A 20,427-nucleotide genomic window follows, 5' to 3' on the forward strand; every position below is an offset into this window, starting at 1 on the left:
ATGAATGCGACCAACCAACAGGCCTTTGTCGAGATCGCCCAGCGCCTGGCCTCACTGCCGGCGGACAAGAAGCAGCTGTTCCGCCAGCGCCTGGCCGAGAAGGGCATCGATAGCTGGCGCCTGCCCATCGTCCCGGCCGCTGGCAGGGAGGGTGCAGCGGTGCCGCTGGCCCATGCGCAACTGCGTTTTCTCTCGGCCGAGGCCCTGAGCAGCCGTGCGCTGTACAACCTCTGCTCGGTGCTGCGCTTCGACGGCCGTCTGGACCTGGCGTGCCTGCAGCAGGCCATGCAGCAACTGGTGGAGCGGCACACGATCCTGCGCACTCGCTACGTGGCCGATGCCCGAGGCCGCTTGCAGGCGCACTGCGAGCCCTGGACGGCGGGCCTGCCGGCGGTCGAGCCGCTACCCCGCGAGGCGCTTGCCGACCCGCAGCAATGGTGCGCCGACGAGTACGCCCGGCAACTGGCCGAGCCCTTCGACCTGAGCCGCGAGGTGCCCTGGCGCTGGCGCGCGTTCAGCGATGCCGAGCAGGGCAGCACCTGGCTGTTCTTCACCATCCACCACGTCGCCTACGACGCCTGGTCGGCCCAGCAACTGACCCGCGAGTTGGCCGAGGGCTACCGTGCCCTGAGCCTGGGCGCGCCAGCCCAGTTGCCGCCGCTCGACATCCAGTACGCCGACTATGCCGCCTGGGAGCACGAGTGGCTGACCAGCGACGCCTGCGGCCAGCAGCTCGATTACTGGCGCAGCCAGTTGGCTGATGCGCCCGGGCCGCTGGCCTTGCCCTGCGATCATCCGCGTCCGACCGCCAACCAGCGCCGCCATAGCGGCGCGGTACGGGTGCGCGAATTGCCGGCTGACTTGTCGGCGCAGGTGGATGGGGCCATCCGCGAGCAGGGCGTGACCCTGTACATCTTTGGCCTGACCGCCTTTGCCTGCCTGCTGGCGCGTTACAGCGGCGAGCGTGACCTGTGCCTGGGTACTTCGGTGGCGCAACGCGATCGCCCCGAACTGGCGCCGCTGATCGGGCCGCTGCTCAACACCCTGGTGATTCGCCAGCGCCTGGAGGACGACCCGGACTTTCGCAGCGCCCTGCTGCGCACCCGCGACAGCGTGGCGGCGGCGTTCGACCAGCAGACCCTGCCGTATGAAAAGATCCTCGAAGCCCTCGATCGGCCGCGTTCCAGCCCGTTGTTTCAGGCCATGTTCGTGCAGGTCGAATTACCGGAAAGCCGCACCCTGAGCCTGCCGGGGGTAAGCGTCGAGGTGCTCGACCCGCCGCAGCGTCATGCCCGTTTCGATCTCACTCTGCGTCTGCTGCGTTGCGCCGACCAGCGCCTGCGCTGCGAGCTGGAATACAGCGACGAGCTGTTCGAGGCGGCCACCATCGAGCAACTGCTCGACGATCTGCAGGCCATCCTGCAGGAGGCATCAGTCAATCCCGGGCAGCGGTTGTCGGCACTGCGCCTGGCCTCGCCGGGCAGCGAACTGCATGGCCCCGCGCTGGGCGCCAGCCCTGAGCCGCTGGATCGACAGGTGCAGCAGTGGGCCGCGCGCACGCCGCAAGCGCCCGCCCTGTGCGATACGCGGCAGTCGCTGGCCTACGGCGATCTGGCCAATGCCGTGCAGGCACTGGCGCTGCGCCTGGCCGAGCAGAGCGTCGGCCCCGGTCAGGTAGTCGCCCTATGCATGCCGCGCAGCGCCGAGCAGGTGCTGGCGATGTTGGCCTGCTGGCAACGTGGTGCGACCTGCCTGTTCCTCGACCCGGCGCAGCCCGTGCAGCGCTTGCAGCAACTGCTTGAAAGCAGCGCGGCGAGCCTGCTGCTGACCCTGGCCGAGGCGCCAGCGCTGAACGGCGCGGTCGCGCGTCTGCAACTGAGCGCCGCTGATCTCGCCGCACCCGCACCGTGCCAGCCTGTGCCCAGCCTTAGCCAGCCCGAGCAGGCCGCGTACCTGATCTACACCTCGGGCTCCACCGGCCAGCCCAAGGGCGTGCTGGTCAGCCATGCCAACCTGGCGCATTACGCCGCCGCCGTCAGTCAGCGCCTGCAGGCCAGCGCCAGCAGCCGTTGGGCGACCCTGGCCACGGTCGCCGCCGACCTCGGCCTGACCTGCGTCTTCGCCGCCTTGCACTCAGGTGATTCGCTGATCCTGCCGGAGGCCGCCCTGGCCTTCGATCCACCAGGCTGGGCCGATTTCCTGGCCCAACATCCCGTGGACTGCCTGAAGATCGCCCCCTCGCATTTGCGTGGCCTGCTGGCGCTGGACGATGCCCGGCGGGTACTGCCGCGGCAGTTGCTGATCCTGGGCGGTGAGGGCTTCGATGCGGCGCTGTTTGCCCGCATCCGCGAACTGGCGCCGGAGCTGCGCGTGTTCAACCACTACGGCCCGTCGGAAACCACCGTCGGTGTGGTCTGTGGCGAGGTGACGGAGGCCGGGCAGGGCGCTTACCTGCCGCTGGGCCAGCCATTGGCCGGTGCCGAGCTGCGTATCGTCGATGCGGCGGGCCAGCCCGTGCCGCGCGGCGTGGCGGGCGAGTTGCTGATCGGCGGCCCCCAGGTCGCGCTGGGCTACCTTGGCCAGCCGCAAGCCACTGCCGTCGCCTTTATCGATGACGCAGGGCGGCGTTTCTACCGCAGCGGTGATCGGGTACGCCTGGATCACCATGGGCGTCTGGCGTTCCTCGGGCGCCAGGACGATCAGGTGAAGATTCGCGGTTTCCGCGTCGAGCCCGGTGAGGTCAGTACCTGGCTGAGCGGGCAATCGCTGGTACGCGAAGCCGCTGTGCTGGCACGCGAGATTCAGGGGCGCATGCAACTGGTGGCCTATCTCGCGCCGCGCCTGACCCCGGACGAACTGAGCGCCATTCAGGCGCAGGCCCGGGCGCAACTGCCCGAACCGCTGCAGCCGGCGTACTGGTCGAGCCTGGACGCCTTGCCGCTGACCGCCAATGGCAAGCTCGATCGCCGCGCCTTGCCTGAGCCTGAAACTAACGTGGCGGTGGACGAGGGCGGACAGGCGCCCCAGAGCGTCAGCGAGCAATTGCTGGCCCGGCTGTGGTGCCAGGTGCTCGGCTGCGCCGCGGTCACTCGCCAGGACGATTTCTTCGCCCTCGGCGGCGATTCGATTCTCAGCTTGCAACTGATCGGCCTGGCCGCGCGCGAAGGGCTCCGGCTGCAGCCGCGCGACGTGCTGGAACAGCCGACCCTGGCGGCCATGGCAGCAAGTGCCGACTGCCGCGCGCAGCCGCGTCTGGCCAGTATTCTGGCGGCCTTCCGAGAACTGCTGGGCCAGCCGCAACTGGGGCTGGACGATGACTTCTTCGCCGCTGGTGGCGATTCGATTCTCAGCCTGCAACTGATCGCCCGGCTGCGCCAGGCCGACCTGCGTCTGATGCCGCGCCAGTTGCTGGAAAACCCCACGCCGCGGCAACTGGCGGCCGCGCTGGAGCCGGCGCCTGCCACCCGCAGCGAGCGGGCAGAGGCGTCGCCAGCGTTGGCCCGCGCGGTGGCGCGGCTGTCCCATGCCCAGGAGCGGCTGTGGTTCATGCAGCAGCTCGAACCCGACACCACCGCCTACAACGTCACGCAACTGCTGGTCTTGCAGGGTGAACTGCACGTGCCACGACTGCGCAGCGCCTGCCTGAGCCTGATCGAACGTCACGAAGCCCTGCGCTGCCGTTTCTTCGAGGACAACGGGCAGGTGCGTCAGCGCCTGGTGGAGGCGCCCGAGGCCAGCTTCGCCCTGCACGATCTGCGCGCATCGCCGGCAGATGCGCGGGAGACAGCGATTGCCCTGGCCGCGCAGCGGGTTTTCGACCTGGCCCATGGGCCGCTGGTGGCCATCGACCTGTTCCAGTTCGCTGAAGACGACTATCGCCTGCTGTTCAACGCCCACCATATCGCCGTGGACGGCTGGTCCATGGGGCTGCTGGTGCAGGATCTGGCCGCTCTCTACGAGGGCCGTCAGCCCGCGCCCAGAACGGGCCTTTTGCAAGTGATCGAAGCGCAGCGCAAGGCGCTGGAAGGGGATGTCGGCCAGGTACTGCTCGATTACTGGCAGCAGCGCCTGCAGGGCTTGAGTGACGAGCCGCTGGCCCTCAGCGAAAGCCCGCGCCCGGCACTGCAGGCGTATGCCGGCGCGCGAGAGCAGTTCCCGTTACCAGGCGAGCTGACCTCGGCAATCGCGGCCCGTGCCAAGCAGCTTGGGGTCACCCCCTTCGTGCTGTATTTCGCCGCGCAGCAACTGCTGCTCTGGAAACACGCCGGGCGCCGCGATTTCGCCATCGGCCTGCCGGTGTCCGGGCGTGAGGCTGCGGACAGCCAGGCGCTGGTCGGTCTGTTCGTCAACACCCTGGCCTACCGCGTGCAGCTTGATGAGCTGGAAAGCCTGGAGCATTTTCTGCAGCGCCTTGGCCAGCGCCTGGCGGATGATCGGGCCCATGAGCAATTGCCGTTCGAGCGCCTGCTCGACGTGCTCGAGGTCGAGCGCAGCCTCGACCGCACGCCATTGTTCCAGGCCATGTTCAACTACCAGGTCGATCACCTCGGCGAGCGCAATCTGCAACTGCCCGGCGTCACGGTAGCGCCCCTGGCATTGCCGCAGGGGGCGATCAGCGCCAAGTTCGACCTGACCTTCAACCTGTTCAGCCAGGGCCGCGGCGATGAGGCCAGCAGCCAACTGATAGTCGAGTACGCCACCGCGCTGTTCGACCCGGCCCGCATCCAGTGCCTGGTGGACGACTACCTGGGCGTGCTGGCCAGCTTGGCGCATCTCGATCTGCAGCAGCCGCTGCTGGCGCTGCCACTGCCCTCGGTACAACGCCTGCACAGCGCGGGCGAAGCTGCCGAGCTGGACATCGAGGCGGATTTCGTGACCCGCTTCGAGGTTCAGGCCGCCTTGCATCCCGAGCGCACCGCGGTGTTCTGCCGCGATCGACAACTGAGCTACGGGCAGTTGCAGGCACAGGCCAACCAGCTTGCGCACTGGTTGTTGGCGCAAGGTGTGACGGCGGAGTCCACGATCGCCTTCTGCCTGCCGCGCGACGAGCGCCTGCTGGTCTGCCTGCTGGGCATCCAGAAGGCCGGGGCGCAGTACCTGCCGCTCGATCCGAGCCATCCGCCTGCGCGGCAGGCGGCCATCGTGCAGCGGGCACGGCCGCATCTGCTGCTGTGCGACCTTCAGGATGAGCGTTTCCCAGCCACGGTGCGCTGCCAGCTCTGGCAGGACCTGGCGTTACAGGCGCAGCCGGCCGATGCACCGGCGCTGCCGAGGCACCTGCAGCAACTGGCCTACACGCTCTACACCTCCGGCTCCACCGGGCAGCCCAAGGGCGTGCAGATCAGCCGGGGCAACTTTGCCAACTTCCTGCTGGCGATGGAGCGCGCCTTGCCGCTGGACGGCGTGCAGCGCTACCTGGCGCTGACCACCGTGACCTTCGATATCAGCGGCCTGGAACTGTGCCTGCCGTTGGTGCGCGGTGGTAGCGTGGTGCTCGCCGATGACGAGCAACGCCAGGACCCGCTGCTGCTGGCGCAGTTGATCCGTGAGCGGGCGGTGGAGCTGATCCAGGCCACCCCGGCGACCTGGGCCATGCTGTTGCAGGGCGATCGCCAGGTGCTGGCCGGGCGGGTCGCCCTGGCCGGCGGCGAGGCCCTGGCGGCGGAAATGGCCAGCGAGCTGAAGCAGCTCGTCGGCTGCCTGATCAACGTCTACGGGCCGACCGAAACCAGCGTCTGGTCGACCCAGACGTCGGTGGAGGAGCTGCATCAGCCGGTGGTGCCGATTGGCCGGCCGCTGCTCAACACGCGCTGCCATGTGCTCGACGAGTTTCTCTGTGAGGTTCCGCCAGGCCGTGCCGGCGAGTTGTATATCGCAGGCCTTGGGCTGGCCCGTGGTTATGCCGGGCAGCCGGCGCTGAGCGCCGAGCGTTTCATCGCCGACCCGTTCGGCGGCGCTGGCGGGCGCCTGTACCGCACCGGCGATGTGGCCCGCTGGCAGGCCGATGGGCAGTTGTATTACCTGGGCCGCAGCGACGATCAGATCAAGCTGCGCGGCTTCCGTATCGAGCTGGGCGAGATCGAGGCGGCGCTGCTCGGTCACCCGGGGGTCGCCCAGGCGGTGGTGGCGGTGCAGGGTGAGCACCTGGCCGCGTTCTGGGTTGCCAGTCTGGCTGGCGAGCCGAGCGCAGACGAGCTGCGTGAACATCTGCAGGCACGTCTGCCGGTGTATATGCTGCCAACTCACCTGCAAGCGCTGCCGGCATTGCCGCTCAACAGCAACGGCAAGGTGGATCGTCAGCAATTGCCGCAGTTGCGCAACCAGCAGCAGGCGGCAGCAGGCAGCGCGCAGCGGCCAATGAGCGCCAGCGAGGCCCTGCTGAGCGAGATCTGGGGCCAGGTGCTGCAACTTGAGCAGGTGCCGCTCGATGGGCATTTCTTCCAGCTCGGCGGGCACTCGCTGATGGCCGCGCAGGTGCGTTCGCGGCTGCGCGAGCAGGGCTTCGAGGTGCCGCTGCGCTGGCTGTTCGAGACGCCTTTGCTGACGGAGCTGGCGGCGCGCCTGGACACCCAGGCCACCGCCATCGACCCGGCTGGATTGAGCATCGCGCGGGTCGATCAGCACATCGACCAGCCGCTGTCGCCTGCGCAGCAACGGGTCTGGCTGATGCAGCAACTGCAGCCGAGCGACAGCAGCTTCAACATGAGCAGCAACGTGCGCCTGCGTGGCGCCCTTGATACCCAGGCGTTGCAGCGGGCCTTGCAGCGTGTGATACGGCGCCATGCGATCCTGCGCACCACCTACCATCAGCAGCAGGGCGAGGCGCGCCAGCGCATCCAGGCGGATTCTGCGTTGACGCTGCAACTGGCGACCCTGAGCCAGGCGCAGTGGGCACAGGCTGAACATGAAATGGCCGCGCGCCCGTTCGACCTGAGCGTTGAGGCGCCGCTGCGCGCGGTGCTGTATCGCCTGGGCGAGCAGGAGCATGTGCTGCAACTGGTGCTGCACCATATCGCCTCCGACGGCTGGTCCGGCTCGGTGCTGATCGGTGAGCTGGTCGAAGGCTACGAGGCCTACAGCCAGGGCCGGCTGCCCGTGGAGCGCGAACTGGCGATCCAGTACGTCGACTATGCCGCCTGGCAGGTTTCAGCGGCGCTGCGCGCCCGTCAGCGCCAGGGCCAGCAGTTCTGGCAACGTACCCTGGCCGGCGTACCGAGCCAGGTGCCGTTGCCGTTCGACTTCCCACGCGGCGAGCGCGATAGCGGTGGTGGTGCGGCCTTGGACTTCCAGTTGCCAGCGGCGACGCTGGCACGCCTGGAGGCCTTGCAGCGTGACAGCGGCTTGTCGCTGTTCATGTTGCTGCTGACCGTCTATGCCGCCGTGCTGCAGCGCGAAACCCAGGGCCGCGACTTGGTCATCGGCACCGACGTGGCCAACCGCGAACACCCGGCTACCGAGGCACTGATCGGCTTCTTCGTCAACCTGCTGGCGTTGCGCATTCGCCTGCAACCGGAGCTGAGCTTCCGTGAGCAGGCGGCATTGGTGCGCGATGTCTGCCTGGATGCCTTCGCCTGGCAGGACACACCGTTCGAGCAGGTGGTGGAATGTCTCGACCTGCCGCGTGGGGCCAACCAGCATCCGCTGCTGCAGACCCTTTTCGTACTGGACAACACGCCGCGTCAGCCGCGCCGCCTCGGCAACCTCGAGGTCACGCCGGTGAGCCGTGAACAACAACACTCCAAGTTCGACATGGCGCTGTTCGCCACCCCCGACGGCGATGCCCTCAGCCTGCGCTGGGTGTACCGCACCAGCCTGTTCCGCCCAGCCACCATCGAGCGTTTGCGCGACAGCTTCCTGGCGCTGCTCGATGCTGCGCTGGGTGCGCCGGACAGCCCCATCGATGCCTTACCTCTGCCTTCCAAGGGAGCCGCTGCCATGTCCACCACCACGGACAACCCGCTGCAACGCAAGATGAGCAAGCTCGGCAAGCTGCGCCAGAATGGCCCGGCTGCCGCGGCCACACCGATCGAAACCCGGCCGCTGCGTGCCGGCTCCAGCTTCCCCCTGCTGGTGCAACTGCGCGAGCGCGAGCTGGCCCCCGCCGTGTGGGCCGAGAGCAATCGCGAGCAGGTGGAAGGCTGGCTGCGCGAGCACGGCGGGATTATCTTCCGTGGTTTCGATCTGCCGACCCCGGCGGACTTCGAGCAGTTCTGCCAGGCGCTGTGCCCGGAGCTGTACGGCCAGTACGGCGATCTGCCGAAGATGGAGGGCGGCAACAAGATCTACAAGTCCACGCCCTATCCGAAGGACCGCATGATCATGTTCCACAACGAGAGCGCTCACCAGCATCGCTGGCCGCGCCGGCAGTGGTTCTATTGCGAGACGCCGGCCACCAGCGGCGGGGCCACGCCCATCGTCGACAGCCGTGAGGTGTACCGCGAGCTGCCGGCCTGGCTGCAGGTCAAGCTGCGTCGCAAGCAACTGATGTACGTGCGCAATTTCAGCGCCAGCCTGGATGTCAGCTGGCAGCACTTCTTCCAGACTGAGGAGCGTGCCGAGGCCGAGCGCATCTGCCATGAGGGCGGGATCGAGTTCGAGTGGCGCGGCGCCAACGAATTGCATACGCGTCAGGTGTGCCCGGCGGTGATCCTCCACCCGCTGACCGGCGATGCCAGCTTCTTCAACCAGATCCAGCTCTACCATCCGGCGTTTCTCGATGCCGATATCCGTGAGCAGTTCCTCAAGGGGCGCGATAGCGTCATGCCCCGGCAGGTGTTCTACGGTGATGGCAGCGAACTGGAAGAGGCCGCCATCGAGGCGATCAGTGCCGCTTACGAGCGTTGTGCGGTGCGCTTCGACTGGCAGCGCGGCGATGTGGTGATGCTCGACAACATGCTCGCCGCCCATGCCCGCGACCCCTTCGAGGGCGAGCGGCGCATCGTCGTCGCCATGGGCGACATCTATCGCCGCGATCAGGTCGCGGCCGCACCGGCTACGGCTGAGGAAAACGCTCTGGAGATGACCTCATGATGGATCTTGGCCTGCCTCTTTCCCCGGCCCAGAAGCAATTGGCCGAGGCCAACCCGCAGGCGTACCGCTGGGTGCGCATGACGCTCGCCGGCGTTGCTCCAGAGCGGGTCGAACAGCGCCTGCGTGACGCCTTGGGCCAACACGATGCGCTGCGCCTGCGCTATCAGCGCCCGCTCGGCGCCACTGGCCTGCGCCAGCGTGTGGCCGAGCCGGGCGAGTTGCGCCTGGACTGGCACCAGGCGGGTGCCGGCACCGATGCGGCGGCCTGGCAGCGCGACGCCCAGGCCCAGTGCCAGGCGCAGCAGCCCGACCTGCTGGCCTGGTGGCGCGACGAGCAGCTATGGCTGGCGCTGCCGGCCTGCTCGCTGGATCTGCACAGCCTCGAGCAACTGCGCCGTGAGCTGCTGGGGCAGGGCGCGGCACTGGAGGCCGAGCCGATGCAGTACAGCGACTACGCCGAGTGGATCGCCGGCCTGCAACTGGACGAGGACGCCGAGCAGGGCGCGCAGTTCTGGCGCAACCTGGCCCTGCAGGAGGTGCCGGGGCTGCGCCTGATCGAACGCTATGGAATGGCCAGCGGTGCCCGTGGCTGCGTGCAGCAGGCGCTCGAACCTGCACTGTGCAGTGCCGTGCAGGCACTGGCCGGGAGCGAGGCTTTGGCCATCGAACCACTCGCCCTGGCAGCCTGGGGCGCCTTGCTCGGCCGCCTGAACGGTCAGCGCCATGCGCAGTTGGGCCTGCAGCACGACCCGCGTGACGACTATGAGGAGCTGCAGGGCGCCTACGGGCTGTTCGAGCAAACGCTGCCCATGCAGGTGCATTTGTCCGAGCACGCCAGTTGGGTCAGCCTGGCCCGGCAACTGGCCCGGCAACTGGAAAGCGCCGTGCTCTGGCAGGAGTACCTCGGCCAGGCCGAGTTGCTGCCGGAGTGGCGCGCCAGCTATCAGGCCGGGCTGCGCGTGCAGCATCTGGCCGAGGTACAGGCGCTGCTGGCCTTGTCCTTCGACACACCGGTGGAACTGCAACTGCACTGGCTGCTGGATGAGTCCGGCCAGGGCCAGTTGGCGCTGGTGTACGACACCGGGTTGTATCGCCGTGAGCAGATGCAGCTCTTGCTGCGCCGTTACGTGCACTGGATCGGCCAACTGCTGCAGGCGCCGCAAGCGCCGCTGGACGGCCTGGATACCGTGCTGACGGAGGAGGCGCAGCCCACAGCGACTGGCGGGGAACTGCCAGCGGACGTCGATATCGTCGAGCGATTCCGTGCCCATGCGCGCCACCAGCCGGCCAGCCCGGCGCTGCGCGATGGCCGGCAGCTGTTGTCCTATGCCGAGGTGGATGAGCTGAGCGAACGGGTGGCCGGCAGTTTGCAGCAGGCCGGCGTTGGCCCTGACCAAGTGGTGGCGCTGCTGCTGCCGCGTGGCGCGCAGATGCTGGTCGCCATGCTGGCCTGCTTCAAGGCAGGCGCGGCCTATCTGCCGCTGGACCCGGCGCTGCCACCGCTGCGTCTGGCCAGCATTCTCGAGGATTCCAAACCTGCTGTTCTGCTGCATCTGGATGAGTCGAACCTGGTCTGCGAGGTGCCCAGCCTGGCCTGGTCGAAGGCCAGCAGCGCTGCACCACTCGCTGCGCCTGTGGCCAGCGCGCCGCAGCACCTGGCCTATGTGCTTTACACCTCGGGCACCAGCGGCAAGCCCAAGGGCGTGCAGATCGAGCAGGGGCAGCTACGCCACTACGCGAGCCAGATCACTCACGCGCTGGATCTGCCGGCAGGTGCTCACTACGGGCTGGTGTCGTCGCTGCTCGCCGACCTGGGCAATACCGTGTTGTACCCGGCCTGGCTGCAGGGGGGCTGCGTGCACCTGCTGAGCCAGGCCAGCGTCACCGATGCGCAGGCCTTCGCCGAGGAGCTGCGCGATCATCCGCTGGATGTGCTGAAGATCGTTCCATCGCACCTCGAGGCATTGATCGGCGAGCATCCGCTGGAGGGTGTGCTGCCGCGTCAGGTGCTGGTGCTTGGCGGCGAAGCGGTGGGCGAGAGCCTGCTGGCGCGGCTGGCACAGGCAGGGTCTGGTTGCCGCCTATACAACCACTACGGGCCGAGCGAAACCACGGTCGGCGTGCTCTGGCGGGCCATCGACAGCGAGCAGGGGGCGAGCGGCACGGCCTTGAACCAGGTGCTCGGCAACAACCGCATCTATCTGCTCGACGAACAACAGCGCCCCGTGCCCTGCGGGCAGGCGGGTGAGTTGTGCGTGGCCGGGGCCAGTGTCGGCCGTGGCTACCTGGGGGATGTCGGCAGTTCGGCATTCGGCCAAGACCTGCGGTCTGGCGCACGCTTGTATCGCACCGGTGATCTGGCGTTGCGCCAGGCCGATGGTGCCTTGCGCATTCTCGGGCGCAATGATCAGCAGGTGAAGATTCGCGGTTTTCGTCTGGAACTGGCGGAGGTCGAACAGGCGTTGCGCGGCCTGCCGGGTGTGCAGCAGGCGGCGGTGTTGCTTGATGGTGAGCGCCTGTTGGCCTTCGTCGTGGAGGAGCAAGGGCAGAGCCGGGCCGCGAACCTGCTGCGCGACGATCTGGCCCAACAACTGCCGGACTACATGCTGCCCGCCGGCATCTTCGCCGTGAAAGCCCTGCCGCTGAACAGCAATGGCAAACTCGATCGGCAGGCGCTGCTGGAGCGTGCCCGACAGCGCCTGCAAGGTGCGCGGGTGGCCCCGGTCGGCGAACTGGAAAGCGCCGTGCTGGAAATCTGGTGCCGTGTGCTGGGTGTCGAGGATCTCGGCGTGACCGACAACTTCTTCGCCACGGGCGGGCATTCCCTGGCGGCGATCAAGGTGGTGGCGCTGATTCGCGAGCAACTGGGGCTCAACCCGCCGACTAATCTGCTGTTCGAGCGGCAGACCGTGCGCGAACTGGTGCAGAGCCTCGATCAGGGCGCGAGTAGCGAGGGCTGGCAGGTGCTGAACGATGTGGCCGGTGAGGCGCCTGCCTTGCTCCTGGTACATGGCGCGGAGGGCCACCTGAAAGACTACCGACCGTTGGTGGAGCAACTTGGCGAAAACCAGGCCGTTTATGGCCTGGCGGCATTTGGCGAGGGTTGGGAAAGCAAGGATCTGGGCAGGCTGCTGCAGCGCTATGTGCAGAGCATTCCTGAGTCGCTCAAGCAGCGGCCGCTGGTGGTGCTGGGCTGGTGCCTGGCTTCTCGCCTGGCGCTGCTGTTGATTGCGCACCTACAGTCAGCCGGCTTCACCATCAAGGCCTTGGCGACGGTGGATCATGATCCGCAGCGCAGCCTTGCTGGCGACGGCGACGAGGGTGGCCAGTTGCTCGCCGACCTGGTGTTCCTGTGTCGCAGCCGTTCGCGGCCGCTTGGCGATACGTTGCGCGAGCGTCTGGCCCGGCAACTGGTCGATTGCGATTATGCTGAGGGAGTGACCCGCATGCTGGCCGACGCCGAGGTGCGTGAGCATCTGCAATCGCACGGCGCTGATGCCGAGTTGCAGGCCGTGATGGTGCGCTACCGGGCGATCAAGACGCGCCTGTACGAACAGGCCTTACCGGTGGTCGACGTGCCCATCTGGTTGTGGCGCAGCAATGCCCACGGTGATCTGCGTACACCCTGGCAGGCGCACACGCGCAAGGCGCTGCATGATCGGAGCCTGGATGTCGGTCATCATGCGATCCTTGCCGAGCCGCGCTTGAGTGAGGATCTGTTGTCTTTGCTGGCGCCAAGCATTGCGCCGCAACACCAAGCCGAGAAGGTGTCGAACTGATGATGTTATTGAAGGAACTGCTGCATGATGCGCGCTGGCGCATTTTCCTGGCGGTGCTGTGCAGTGCCTTGAGTGCGGTCAGCAGCATCGGCCTGATCGGCTATATCAACCGCAGCCTGGAGCAGGGGCTGGATGACCTGAGCCAGGCGCTGGCGCTGTTCGCCGGCCTGCTGTTGCTGCTGTTCGTCAGCGGCACCCTGGCCCAGTGGCTGCTGGTGCAGATTGGCCATCGCCTGGTCTATCAGTTGCGCCTGCGCCTGGTGGGCAAGGTGCTGGGCACCGCCCTGGAGCGCATCGAGCGACTGGGCAGCCCGCGCATCTACAACGCGCTGACCAAGGACGTGACCACCGTGGCCACGGCCTTCAAGCAATTGCCGATCTCGCTGTACAACGGCTTGCTGCTGCTGGCTGGCCTGGCTTACATGGCCTGGCTGAGCCTGCCCTTCTTCGCCCTGACCCTGGCGGTGATCGCCTTCGGCGTGCTGCTCGACGTGCTGCTCGGGCGCAAGGTCAAGCGCCTGATGCAGCAGGTGCGGCAGCAGGACGACCGGTTGACCGAGCAGTTCGAGGCGACCATTAACGGCCGCTGCGAACTGGCCTTGAGCCGGGAGCGTCGGCAGATGCTGTACAACCAGCGCCTGGAGCCGATCGCGCAGGCCTCGCTGCAGGCCTCGGTACGCGCCGATACCCTGTGGGCGATCAACCTGAACTGGACGTCGCTGCTGGTGTTCTTGCTGATCGGTACGCTGTTCTTCCTCGGTCAGGGCCTCGGGCTGCTGAGCCAGCAGGTGGTGGTGGGCTATGTGTTGGCGATCATGTTCCTGCGTACGCCGATCTCGATGATCCTCGATGCCGTCCCGACGGTGATCCGCGGCCATGTGGCCTTGCAGGCCATCGATGACCTGGCCCTGGGCGAGACGGTGCACTTCACCTTGCCGCCCAAGGCCGCCGAGCCTTTCCGTGAGTTGCGCCTGAGCAACGTGCAATACCGCTACCCCGGGCAGAGCGACGAATTCGCCTTCCAGTTGGGCCCCATCGATCTGCACGTTCGCCGTGGCGAACTGATCTTTATCGTCGGCGGCAATGGCAGCGGCAAGTCGACCCTGGCCAAATTGCTGACCGGGCTCTACCAGCCTAGCGAGGGGACGGTCGCGCTCAATGGCGTGACGCTGGATGTCTCGAACAGCGAGTGGCACCGCGAACATTTCGCGGCGATCTTCGCCGACTTCTATCTGTTCGCCGATGTGCTCGGTGAGAACGGCCAGCTCGATGGGCTGGAGGAGCGGGTCGATCACTATCTGCAACGCCTGGGGCTGGCGCACAAGGTGCAGTTTGTCGATGGACGCCTGTCCACCACGGCCCTTTCACAGGGGCAGCGCAAGCGCCTGGCCCTGCTGTTGCTGATGATGGAGGGTCGCGAGGTGCTGCTGCTCGACGAATGGGCGGCGGACCAGGACCCGGTGTTCCGCCACGTGTTCTACCACGAGCTGCTGCCCGAGTTGCAGGCGGCCGGAAAAACGGTCATCGCCATCACTCACGATGACCGCTACTTCGACGTGGCCGATCGCATCTACCGGCTTGATTACGGCCAGTTGGTGGACTATGACCACACCAGCGAGAACCCTTTCCAGTTGGTCAGGTAGCCGCTTGGAGCGGCTTATTCGGGTGTTTTGTCGCGGTCGAGTGGGCAACTGCTGCAATAGCCTATGCCGGGCAGGCGGTAGCGAATGCAGCAGATACGGCGTAACCGCTGCGGTTCGTTAGCGCCGACGTCCTTGTAGTACACCGGGGCGAACAGCGGGTTGCGCCGGCCATCGGGGCGCAGGCGGCTTTCCAGCACGGTTCTGGCCGGGGCTGCGCAATCGAACGTTGCCAATCGATGCAGTTCGATTTGGGTAGTGGCGAATTCGAAGAGGTTGCCGGCGTTGCTCCAGAACAGTCGTGGCGAGGCTTTCGAGACGCTGGCCATTACCTCGATCACCGGTTTCAGATGCCGCTCGATCAAGGCGTCGAAGCGCGCGAAGGGCGCGCAGGGTGGCAGAACGCTGCCTTCATGGGGCAGGTGCAGGGCAAGCGGCTTTCCCGCGGCCGAGAGGATGACGCCGACATCGCTCAGGGCGATAGGCAACTCGCGCTGCAAGAGCAAGCTGGCCGCCACGGCGGGTGCTATGAAGCAGAAATACCATTTCGACCAGATAGAGGTCAGCGCCATGAAATCGTCGCTGCCATGGCGGGCTGCCAGTTCCCGAATGAACTCGGCGAAATAGTCCGGCTGAAACAATTGCGAGCCGGCAATTGCCTGCTGTTGATCACTGGCCAGTTGCAGGTTTTCCCCATAGTCCGCCAGCGGGCCGCTGAACAGCGGGGCGAGGCTGGCGATCATCCTCGCGGCCCAGTGTCACCGTCAGGCGGCATTGCGCAATGCTTGGTCAGGGAGGCTGCGGGTCGAGGCATAGTCAGGCGCTTGCTGTTGAGACTCGTTATCAACGGTGGCGATCAGTATAAACAAACCGGGGGCGTGCAGGCTAACCCTGTCTGTGACACCAGGGCGTGTGAGCGCATCACGCTAACGTCTAATGATAATTATTATTAACTGTATTATCCTACGGCCGCTCGCATGCAAAGCTCAAACTACCCTGCGAGCGCTCGCATCTTCAGTGGAAACGGAGTGGAACATGAGTCTGGACAGTCCTGAAACGCGATTTCTGGTTGTAGTCAACGATGAGGAGCAGTATTCGATCTGGCCGGATTACAAGGAGATACCGCAAGGCTGGCGCGCGGCCGGCAAGCAGGGCAGCAAGGAGGAGTGCCTGGCTTTTATCGAGTCGTTCTGGACTGACATGCGGCCTTTGAGCTTGCGTCAAGCCATGCAGCCCCAGGATCGCGGCTGAGGCCTTGTGCATCCAGCCCCTGGTTTTCCGTATTGCCGGGCGACAGCCCCCCGCTGCGTTGTCCGGTAGCCGATAGCAGCAACTTGGAATCGCCTGAGTTGGCTGGTCGTTCACTGCATGACGCACGTTCCGGCAGCGTTGTCAGATAACGCGCTATCCGCGCAACACGAGGATGCACTCATGAATGCAATCCCCCCGATCACCAACACCACGCTCGAACTCCAGTACCGGCACAGCGGGCTAAGCCAGCGCTATTGCCTGGACAGCACGCCGGCATTGCAGCGGCAAATGCAGCGCGAGTCGAATGCGCGCAGCTACCCACGGCGCATACCGCTGGAGCTCAAGCGGGCGCAGGGGGTGTATGTTGAGGACTCGCGGGGGCAGGTGTACATCGATTGCCTGGCCGGTGCCGGTACCCTGGCGCTGGGGCACAATCACCCGGTGACCGTGGAGGCGATCCAGAAGACCCTGGCCTCGGGCATACCGCTGCATGCCCTCGATCTGAGTACGCCGATCAAGGATGCCTTCGTAGAGACGGTCTTCGATCTGCTGCCTGGTGACTTCGCCAGGGACGCGCGCATCCAGTTCTGTGGCCCCACGGGGGCGGACGCAGTGGAGGCGGCGCTCAAGCTGTCGCGCACGGCAACCGGGCGGCAGAGCATCCTGGCGTTCCATGGCGCCTATCACGGTATGACCCTCGGCACGCTGTCTGTGAGCGGCAACCTGGGGCCGAAGAATGCCTTGGGTGGCCTGCTGGCGGGGGTGCAATTCTTGCCGTATCCACATGACTACCGTTGCCCGTTCGGCCTGCGCGGCGAGCAGGCGATCGACGCCAGTCTGCATTACATCCGCCACCTGCTCGCCGACCCGGAAAGCGGCGTGACCCAGCCGGCGGCCATGATCCTGGAAACGGTGCAGGGCGAGGGCGGGGTGATTTGCGCCCCTGATCGCTGGCTGCAGGGGCTGCGGGCGATCACGCGTGAGCACGGTGTTCCCCTGATCCTCGACGAGATCCAATGCGGTATCGGGCGCACCGGCGATCTGTTTGCCTTTGAGCGCAGCGCCATCACCCCTGATGTGGTGACGCTGTCGAAGGCTATCGGCGGTGGTCTGCCGCTGTCGGTGGTGGTCTATCGGGGCGAGCTGGATCAATGGCAGCCCGGGGCCCATGCCGGCACTTTCCGAGGTAATCAACTGGCCATGGCCGCAGGCGATGCCACCTTGCGCTTCATTCAGCGCGAAGGCATCTGCAGCCATGTGCGCAACGTCGGAGCACGCTTGCAGACGCTGCTGCACGGGCTGCAGGCCGAGTTCGACTGGATCGGCGACGTGCGCGGCCGTGGTCTGATGCTGGGCATGGAGATCATCGATCCTGCCAGCCAGGATGCCCTTGGCCAGCCCGCTACCGATGGCGAGCGGGCGCGCAAGCTACAACGTGCTTGTCTGGAGCGTGGCCTGATCGTCGAGCTGGGCGGCCGACACGGCGCAACCGTTCGCTTCCTGCCGCCGCTGATCATCAGCGAAGCGGAGGTCGATCTGGTTGGGCAGATTCTCTACCAGGCGGCGCAGAACGTGGAGGTCGCCGCCGCGAGCTGATGCAGGTATGCCACAGGTTCCTGGCAGGCTGGTGGCCGCACCGGTATGGCAGGCTGGGCGGCAGTGAATCGGTAGCGAGCTGCGCCGCGGGCCAGTCGCCCTTAGCAAGCCGTTGAAAAACGTAGGCGAGGCAGGCAAGACAATACCGATGGCAGCCCCGCAAAAAACGGCCGAAAAAAGGCTGCTTTAACAGATTCAGGGTCATTAGATCGCCCCGTAATCACCAGCTAAGACTGGGAATATGTAGGGCTATCATCTAATACGATGAGGATCTAACGCTTGCAAGGTGTCAGATCATCGGGTTACCACCAATACTTTCCAAAGTTTTCCGGGTTGGCCCAGAAACGGGCGTTGAGCCAGTCCGGCACCTGTTTATAGTCAAGCAGATCGTAGGTAAACAGCGTCAGCACCTGCTCATCGCGCTGGAAACGCTCACCGGCCTGCAGGGCCAGGGAGAAGAAGTCGGTTTCCTTCCATCCGCAGGCGCCCAGGTCCACCAGCACCGCAATGCGGCTGGCGTTGAGGTTGCGGATGCCGCCGAGCAAGGTCAGGCCCTGGGGTTTTGACAGGTGCTCCAGGCAATCGACCACCAGCGCCAGGTCAAAACGCAGTGCCGCCAATGCTTGCGGCAATGGCCCTGGATCGGCGCAGAACACCTGGGTATCCGGGTGTGCGTCTTTAAATGCATCCAGCGCCGGGAACTGGCTGGCGCCCAACAGCAACAGGCGTTTTGGCTGGTGCAGATCCAGCAGTGCAGCCAAGGCTTGCTGGGGCGTACGGGAAGAAATACCAGCGGTCATCAGAAATCCTCACATCAGGACCGTAGAGACTAGCGCGGCTGAGCGTGCGGGCCTAGAGCGGGCGGTTGCGAAAAGTCCTACGTGGGCTGCCATCCTCAATGAATACGGGGGCGTGGCGTAGTGGCGCAGTTGAAAAGAGCGGTCTTTACTCCACTCATCGGCCCCCGCCGATCCCCTCAGGAGAAAGTCAGATGAGCATCATGCGGACAGCTCTACCTTTGGTTCTGCTAACCGGAGTATTGACAGGTTGCGCAGGCTTGCAAAAAACCGATTGGCCTACCTGTGCCGCTGTCGGCGGTGTGACCGGTGCGGCGATCGGTGCGACTGAAAGCTCAGCCTACGCAGGCTATGGTGCCTTGCTGGTCGGCGGCATGGCCGGCGCCTATTGCTGGGTGCACGGCGATGGCGACGAAGATGGCGATGGCGTGCCGGACAGCCGCGACAAGTGCCCGGGCACGCCGAAAGGCGTGCAGGTCGACGCCAATGGTTGCCCACCGGCGCCGCCAGCGGCGGTGGTTGAGGAGGTTGTCGTGGTCAAGGAAGAAACCATTGTGATCCGCGATGTGCACTTCCAGTTCGACTCCGCCAAGTTGACGGCAGCGGATAAAACCAAACTCGACACCATTGCCACGCGCCTGAAACAGGAAGCTCCGAGCGCCCAACTGCGGGTCAGTGGTCACACCGACAGCGTCGGTAAAGACGCCTACAACCAGAAACTCTCGGAAAAACGTGCGCATTCGGTCACCGATTACCTGGTCGGCGCCGGTGTGCCCCGCAGTGCCTTTGTGTCTGTAACCGGCGCGGGCGAAAGCCATCCGGTCGCCGACAACAAGACCGCTGAAGGCCGCGCCTTGAACCGCCGTACGGAAATCCAGATCAACCGCTGACAGCCCTTGCCCCTGTGGTATCCACAGGGGCATTGCCGGCGATCCTCGCTTAAATCGCAGCCCTCTCAAGTTTTTTGAACCTTCACTGGCAAATCGCCTGTAGAAGTCGTTACTGTGCATCCAAAGAAAAATTCGAAAACACTCAGGAGCCCCATGATGCGTAAGGTTTTTCTGTTGGCCCTGTTGGTCAGCCCCGTTGCCCTGGCCCAGAGCGTCAGTGTTGAAACCAACTCATTGATGCGCCTTCCCTCCAGCACCAGCGTGTTGCAACTGGAGCGCCTGGACGTGGCGGACTACGGCACTTTGCTGATTCCGGCCACCATCAGCCAGGTCACGGTGGATGAACTGCACCTGGGCCGCGATGCACGCATCGCAATGGTTCCTGGCAATACCGCGCTGCAACTGCAGGTGCGGCATGCGCAACTTGAGCATGGCAGCCAGATCACTTCGCGCGGTGCCCCCGGTACCCATGAAAAACCAGCCAAGGCCGGGCGTGACCTGACCTTGCGCATCAACTCGCTGACGGCTGAAGAACTGTCGGTGGATGCCCGTGGCGGCGCCGGTGCCCAAGGGTATGCCGGGCTGGATGGCGCCAATGGCGTGGATCCTGGGTGCACCTGGGGTTCGGCTGGGCGTGGTGCCAATGGCGACAATGGCGGCGATGGCTTGCCGGGTGGGGCGGGGGCACAGGTCCGCGTGGAGTTACCGAAGGACTTCCCGGCTGAACACATCAAGGTCTGGGTGGATGGCGGTGCTGGCGGTTTGGCCGGTACGGCCGGCAAGCCGGGCAAAGGTGGGGAGTCCAAAGGCTGCCTGGTGTACCGCACCGAGGGAGGCGAGAAGGGCCGCCCAGGGTTGGAAGGGCAGCCGGGACCGGTGGGGCCTGCGGGTACAGTGACTATTCAGCGGCTCTAAAGAGCCGCAGCTGCAAGCTTCAGGCTTGCAGCTGTACTCAGAACATCGGCCGAGCCGAAGCAATCGCCACCACCACCAACCCCACGATCAAATTAATTCCCACCAGCTTGCGAATCTGCCCCAGTGCAGCCGCACCCGCCGGCCAATCTTCGGCTGCCACCGCCGCGCGCAGCTGCGGGAACTTCAGCGCCTGGATGCGGATAAACAGCGCCGTCATTACCAGGTACAACCCCATCATCACCTGCACATAACGCGGTGCGGTTTCAAATCCGCTGAAGCGCAGTTGCAACAAGCCGACGCCGCTGATCGGCAAAACCAGCACCGCCACCCACACCCACACGAAAAAACGTTGAAACACATTTGCCCACAGCTTGAGCCGGGCAGGGCCTTCAAGTGCCGCCACGGCGGCGGGGCGCAGGATCATCCAGGCGAAAAACATACCGCCGACCCAGATCAGGGCGGCCAATACATGCAGGGTGTAAGCGAGGCTAAACGCGGTCATTGTGGTACTCCGTTCTGCGCGGGATTA

The 20,427-nt window shown here is 65.7% G+C and carries 10 protein-coding genes; 7 read left to right on the plus strand and 3 right to left on the minus strand.

The window, feature by feature from the left end; genetic code table 11:
* Genes HCF10_RS03190 through HCF10_RS03200 form a run of 3 tightly spaced genes read left to right on the plus strand, consistent with a single transcriptional unit; the run spans window position 1 to window position 14,452 of the window.
* Window positions 1–9,030 (plus strand): non-ribosomal peptide synthetase, encoded by a 9,030-nt coding sequence (locus HCF10_RS03190; protein WP_167654858.1) that lies wholly within the window; start codon window positions 1–3, stop codon window positions 9,028–9,030.
* Window positions 9,027–12,809 (plus strand): non-ribosomal peptide synthetase, encoded by a 3,783-nt coding sequence (locus tag HCF10_RS03195; protein ID WP_167654859.1) that lies wholly within the window; start codon window positions 9,027–9,029, stop codon window positions 12,807–12,809. The genes HCF10_RS03190 and HCF10_RS03195 overlap by 4 nt, the downstream gene beginning before the upstream one ends.
* On the plus strand, window positions 12,809–14,452 hold the full coding sequence (locus HCF10_RS03200) for a cyclic peptide export ABC transporter (protein ID WP_167654860.1): 1,644 nt from the start codon (window positions 12,809–12,811) through the stop codon (window positions 14,450–14,452). The genes HCF10_RS03195 and HCF10_RS03200 overlap by 1 nt, the downstream gene beginning before the upstream one ends.
* Before the next feature lie 14 nt (window positions 14,453–14,466).
* Here HCF10_RS03200 and fhuF read toward each other — a convergent pair whose 3' ends face one another.
* Window positions 14,467–15,192 carry a siderophore-iron reductase FhuF gene (gene fhuF, locus HCF10_RS03205; RefSeq protein ID WP_145334998.1) on the minus strand — a complete coding sequence of 242 codons (726 nt, stop codon included), beginning with the start codon at window positions 15,190–15,192 and terminating at the stop codon, window positions 14,467–14,469.
* Window positions 15,193–15,484: 292 nt separating this feature from the next.
* Between fhuF and HCF10_RS03210 the strand changes: the two genes are divergently transcribed.
* Both HCF10_RS03210 and HCF10_RS03215 read left to right on the plus strand, forming a co-directional pair.
* Entirely contained in the window at window positions 15,485–15,700 is a 216-nt protein-coding gene (locus tag HCF10_RS03210; protein ID WP_131697219.1) for an MbtH family protein, read from the plus strand.
* A 180-nt stretch (window positions 15,701–15,880) separates the two neighbouring features.
* Entirely contained in the window at window positions 15,881–17,296 is a 1,416-nt protein-coding gene (locus HCF10_RS03215) for a diaminobutyrate--2-oxoglutarate transaminase (RefSeq protein ID WP_145334996.1), read from the plus strand.
* 302 nt (window positions 17,297–17,598) lie between these two features.
* Here HCF10_RS03215 and HCF10_RS03220 read toward each other — a convergent pair whose 3' ends face one another.
* A complete protein-coding gene (locus HCF10_RS03220) occupies window positions 17,599–18,096 on the minus strand; it encodes a DUF6231 family protein (protein ID WP_131697217.1) in 498 nt (165 codons plus the stop codon).
* A gap of 191 nt (window positions 18,097–18,287) precedes the next feature.
* Here HCF10_RS03220 and HCF10_RS03225 point away from each other — a divergent pair, with 191 nt between their 5' ends.
* Window positions 18,288–18,983, plus strand: a complete 696-nt coding sequence (locus tag HCF10_RS03225; RefSeq protein ID WP_131697216.1) for an OmpA family protein — start codon at window positions 18,288–18,290, stop codon at window positions 18,981–18,983.
* 156 nt (window positions 18,984–19,139) lie between these two features.
* The gene (locus HCF10_RS03230; protein WP_131697215.1) at window positions 19,140–19,898 is read left to right on the plus strand and encodes a collagen-like protein; all 759 of its coding nucleotides are present in this window, start codon (window positions 19,140–19,142) and stop codon (window positions 19,896–19,898) included.
* Window positions 19,899–19,935: 37 nt separating this feature from the next.
* Here HCF10_RS03230 and HCF10_RS03235 read toward each other — a convergent pair whose 3' ends face one another.
* Complete coding sequence (locus tag HCF10_RS03235; RefSeq protein ID WP_167654861.1) at window positions 19,936–20,400, minus strand: CopD family protein; 465 nt, start codon at window positions 20,398–20,400, stop codon at window positions 19,936–19,938.
* Window positions 20,401–20,427 lie beyond the last annotated feature (27 nt).

Source organism: Pseudomonas sp. B14(2022), assembly GCF_012030485.1.
GTDB lineage: Bacteria > Pseudomonadota > Gammaproteobacteria > Pseudomonadales > Pseudomonadaceae > Aquipseudomonas.